Below are 4,362 nucleotides of genomic sequence, written 5' to 3'. Positions count from 1 at the left end.
CCGTCGCGCCCGGGACGGGCGCGACGGCCCGTACGGGCCGTGCGGGGCGCGAGGAACCCGGCGGCGCGCNCGGCCCCGCTGCGGNCCGTNCGGCCGGGGCGGGGGGNCGCAGCGGGCCCGGGAGCCGCCCCGGTTCGCACCGCGGCGGGGAGCGGCGGGCACGGGGAGCGGCGGGCACGGCACCGCCCTGGCCGTTGCCCCGGCCCCGCCCGCGCGCCTCACCGGACCGCCTCACACGCGGACGGCCGTCTTCTCGTCGAGCACGAGGTACTCCGGAACGAAGTCCGGGGGCACCGCGAAGCACACGCGCCTTTCGGAGAAACCGCCCTCGGAGGGACCGCCCTCGGAGGCGCCGTCCGCGACGATCCCGTCGAAGGCGCCGGGGGCGGTTCCGCAGTCGGCCGCGCGCAGCAGCCGCGGCCTGCCCTCACCCCGGCCGATCAGCTCCAACCGCACGTACCTGCCCGGATCGGCGGACACGATCCGCGCGGCCATGGGGACCACCAGCACCCGCAGGCCGCGCAGGCGCTCCGGCGACCCCGGGGGCGCCCCCTCGACCAGCGGGCCGCGCACCCTCAGCACGATCTCCTGCAGGTCCACGTCCCGGCCGCGGGGAACCACCGTCTCGGGGAAGTACTTGGGGGACTTGTAGATGCCCATGCCGTCCACGGTCCACCGATCGCCCTCCGGCGTCTCCGGCACCACGAGCGCGGCGAGCGCCGCCACCGCCCCGAGCACGGTCACGGCCGCCCCGAGCACCGGCGCGGACACCCCGGCGGAAGGCAGGCCCCAGCCCACGGCCTCGACCAGCCGCCGGCGCTGCCACACCGCCCCCGCCGTACCGGCCGCCGCCACGCCCACCAGCACGATCATTCCGGCATGCGCGTGCAGGTCCACCTCGCCATCGGGCCCCCGGACGGAGACGACGCGGCCGGTGGGCGCGGAACGGGCCATCACGACCGGGTCCCCCAACTGCAGCGGCACCAGGAGCGGTCCGTGTTCACCGAGGTGGACGGCACCGTCGCCGGTACGCACCTCGACCTCGAACTCGTCGTACCCGTCGGACGGGCCCCGGTCCCCCTCCCCGGCGGAGACATGGCCGACGACCCCGCCCGACTCCGTCACGGGCGCCAGGCCCTCGGCGACCCAGAGGGCCAGGAACGCCAGGCACGCCCCCGCCATGGCCAGTACCAGCAAGGCGAACACCGCGACCGGCCGGTGCTGCCGCTCCGATCGTGAGACCATCCGACCCCCCCAGGCGCACAAACGGGGGAAGGGTACCAACGCCGACCCGACCGATCCCGCCCGAGCCACCGCCACAGGACGCGCCCGCCACCCGCCCCACCCGTGCCGGGGAGGTGACAATCCGTCAGGCCCGGTGGCCGCCCGTCAGACCCGCCGGTCTTCGGCGGAGTCTGCCGTCCCGTGCCCGCCGAGGCCCCGATCGCCCTGCCCGGCTCCCGGCCCCACCGCGGCCACCCGCGATGCGGCACGTCCCTTCCGGCGGCCGGTACGGCTCCGGTAACCACCGCTCGGCACACGGCGGTCGGGCCCGAGCCGCGCGGCCGGCACCGACCCCCGGGGGGGAAGAAAACCAACGAACCGATCACGATCCGGCACCCGGGCCAGGGAGACCGCGACCCCCCGCACGGGCCGTCACCGACCGTCTGCAACCGCATACGACCAGGACCGAACCGCCTCTGCGACACCGTCAGAACCCGTGCGCCCACCCGCCGTCCCATGAACGGCCGACTCGGCTGAATGCGGCGAAGGGGCTTCGCTTCCGCAAGCAGATGTGGGACATTCGTTGTCGAGTCGACGCGAGACGACGGGGGGCGCCACAGACCATGACCGACCGGATTTTCCGGCCCCGATCGCCGATTCGTACCCATGAACGGCCTCCGGGGCGCATGATGGAGGGGGCACGCCCCGTACACGGCCACGCTCCCGCCGACGTGACCCCCGGGGCACGCACCGCACCACGCGCACACGGCACCGAAAACCCGCACCATCCCGATCCCGGAGGGGACCGCCATGTCGAACATCGCACTGAAGGCCCTGACTCAGGCCAAGGTGTACGTGGGCACCTGGACCCGCACCACGGCAACCGCCCTGAAGCACCGGGGGGACCGGGGACAGGGGGCGGTGGAGTACGTGGGGATCATCATCCTGGTGGGAGTGATCATCGCGGCTGTGGTCGGCTCAGGCGTAGGCGCAACCATCGCAGCGAGCCTTGTGGCCCGCGTCAGCGCAATCGTCGGCGGCTGACGGGAACGACGAGGCACGAGCGGGACTCGGGGCAGGCTTCGCCGCTGTACATCTTCATGGTGGTGAGTCTGCTCTTTCTCGCGCTCGCGTTCTTCGCGGTCGGTCAAGCCGGCGCTACGCGCAACAGTGCGCAGTCCGCAGCGGATGCCGCTGCGTTGGCGGCAGCCAAGGAGTCCAGGGATCAGTTCGATCTCGGAGCTTTGGACGGCCCGGGCTGGGCCGAACTGTTGGGTGGCGAATTGGTGGGTGAGAACGGCTGCGGGGCGAGTCAGACGTATGCCTCCCGTAACGGCGCCAGGGTCACCGGTTGTGCAGCATTGGGCGATGGTCGATGGGGCTTTCAGGTGAGGGTCCAGTCGGCGAAGCCGGTGGGGGACACCATTTTGCCCGGTACCGAAGGGCAGCATGCCAGTGCCACCGCTACTGCCGTCGTTGTGGCCCGATGCGCTTTCGAAGCCGCTGATGGTGGAGTTGTTGACGACGAGGCCGCTGACACCGGGATCGACGAGGAGGCGCCACCTCTCGGATCCTTGGACTGTGAGGGTACGGAGATGGACCTGGATCCCGATGACCTCCCGGACATGTCCGACCTTTTTGAAGTGCGGCTGACTGAGGACTGACCGCGAAGGAACGCACAGGAATGAGACGCATGAGTACGCAGTACGGGGTGACTGCCCGCACGGTTCAGGTCGCCGCCACGATCACTGCGCTGGCAGCTCTGGTTACGGCCTGCGGTAGCGGCGGTAGTGAAGGCGCTGAGAGTAATCGCTCAGGTAAGGCGGGGGAAACCAGTTCAACTCCCGCTCGTCAGGACGCACCCCCACAAGAGAGCAATACGACCGGCCCTGATACGAGAACAACGCTGGCGACGATCGATGGGAGTAATGGCCTTCAGATCGTGATTCATAGCGCGACCCGTGAAGAGGGTGGATTCCTCACCGTGAATGGGACGCTGAAAAATACCACGTCCAAGTTGGTTATCACTCCGCCTCAATGGAGCGGTCAGGAGATCCAGGTCCAGAAAACGGGTCCCTCACTGGCAGGAGTGACTCTTGTCGACAAGACGGAGAAGAAACGCTATTACGTCCTGAGGGATACTGAGGGCTACCCTCTGACAACCACGGGCATCAACTCCATGCAGGCGGATCAAGCGGTATCGATTTTCGCTCAGTTTCCAGCACCTCCGGCTGCTGTCACACAGGTCGACATCCAGTTCCCGCTCATGCCTCCCGCGACCATCGAGATCTCATGATGCGCGCCCCCATCCGCCGTCCCCTGACCAGCGTTCTCGGCGCCCTCGTCCTCCTCACCGGCGTGCACCTCGCCGTGCCTTCCACCGCGCACGCCGACGAGACACCGGGGGTCGTGCCCCCCGGTACCGAGGCGTCCGCACCGGTGCCGGAGGTCGACCCGACCGCGCCCGGGCTGAAGATGCGCGAGGGGGCCACCCTGGCGGCCGCGAAGGTGCTGCCGATCGTCTCCATCGTGGAGTCCGAGGGCGGTGAGGAGCGTCGCGAGGAGACCAGCACTCACCTGAAGTTCGCGCTCCAGGCGGAGGTCCTGTTCGGCAAGGACAGTGCCAAGCTGACACCCGAGGCGAACTCGCGCATCGCGGCGATCGCCGAGGAGGTCAAGAAGCGGAACGCAACGAAGATCCGTGTCTTCGGCTTCACCGACGACCTCGGCTCCGAGGCCCACGGTGACCTCCTGTCCAAGCAGCGTGCCGACGCCGTCCACGGTGTGCTGTCACCGCTGCTGGCGGAGCGGAACATCGCGTACGAGATCCGCGGCTACGGCGAGCAGTACCCGATCGCGGACAACAGCACGGAGGAGGGCCGCCGCAAGAACCGCCGGGTGGAGGTCTCCTTCCCGACCGGCGGCTAGACCGCGGCCCGACGGCCGGCAATCGGTGGGGAACGGCCGGCGGCCCGGGGCGCCCGGGCCGCCGGCAGCCCCCGGACCCGGCTCCAGTCCGGACTCAACCCCGGCCCCGCCCTCGGCCTTCCGAACCCCCGTCTCTCATACACCTCTTCCCCGCCTCCGGCCTCAGCTCCGGCCCCGCCTCCGGCCTCAACCGGACCTCAACCCCCGCTC

At 70.4% G+C, this 4,362-nt stretch carries 5 protein-coding genes; 4 read left to right on the top strand and 1 reads right to left on the bottom strand.

What is annotated here, in order from left to right; genetic code table 11:
* Window positions 1-231: 231 nt before the first annotated feature.
* Complete coding sequence (locus MW084_RS03850) at window positions 232-1,245, bottom strand: hypothetical protein (RefSeq protein ID WP_010469857.1); 1,014 nt, start codon at window positions 1,243-1,245, stop codon at window positions 232-234.
* 789 nt (window positions 1,246-2,034) lie between these two features.
* Between MW084_RS03850 and MW084_RS03845 the strand changes: the two genes are divergently transcribed.
* From MW084_RS03845 to MW084_RS03830, 4 genes are read left to right on the top strand one after another with little or no spacing between them, the layout of a single operon-like run.
* Window positions 2,035-2,268, top strand: a complete 234-nt coding sequence (locus MW084_RS03845) for a hypothetical protein (RefSeq protein ID WP_010469855.1) — start codon at window positions 2,035-2,037, stop codon at window positions 2,266-2,268.
* Window positions 2,265-2,888 (top strand): pilus assembly protein TadG-related protein, encoded by a 624-nt coding sequence (locus MW084_RS03840; RefSeq protein ID WP_275563793.1) that lies wholly within the window; start codon window positions 2,265-2,267, stop codon window positions 2,886-2,888. Before MW084_RS03845 ends, MW084_RS03840 begins: the two co-directional genes overlap by 4 nt.
* 29 nt (window positions 2,889-2,917) lie before the next feature.
* Entirely contained in the window at window positions 2,918-3,520 is a 603-nt protein-coding gene (locus MW084_RS03835) for a hypothetical protein (RefSeq protein WP_039829038.1), read from the top strand.
* Window positions 3,520-4,152 (top strand): OmpA family protein, encoded by a 633-nt coding sequence (locus MW084_RS03830; protein ID WP_010469849.1) that lies wholly within the window; start codon window positions 3,520-3,522, stop codon window positions 4,150-4,152. Before MW084_RS03835 ends, MW084_RS03830 begins: the two co-directional genes overlap by 1 nt.
* Window positions 4,153-4,362 lie beyond the last annotated feature (210 nt).

This window comes from Streptomyces sudanensis, assembly GCF_023614315.1.
Classification (GTDB): Bacteria; Actinomycetota; Actinomycetes; order Streptomycetales; family Streptomycetaceae; genus Streptomyces; species Streptomyces sudanensis.
The sequence above is the reverse complement of the archived record's forward strand: the minus strand, read 5'-3'. Positions and strand labels throughout refer to the sequence as shown.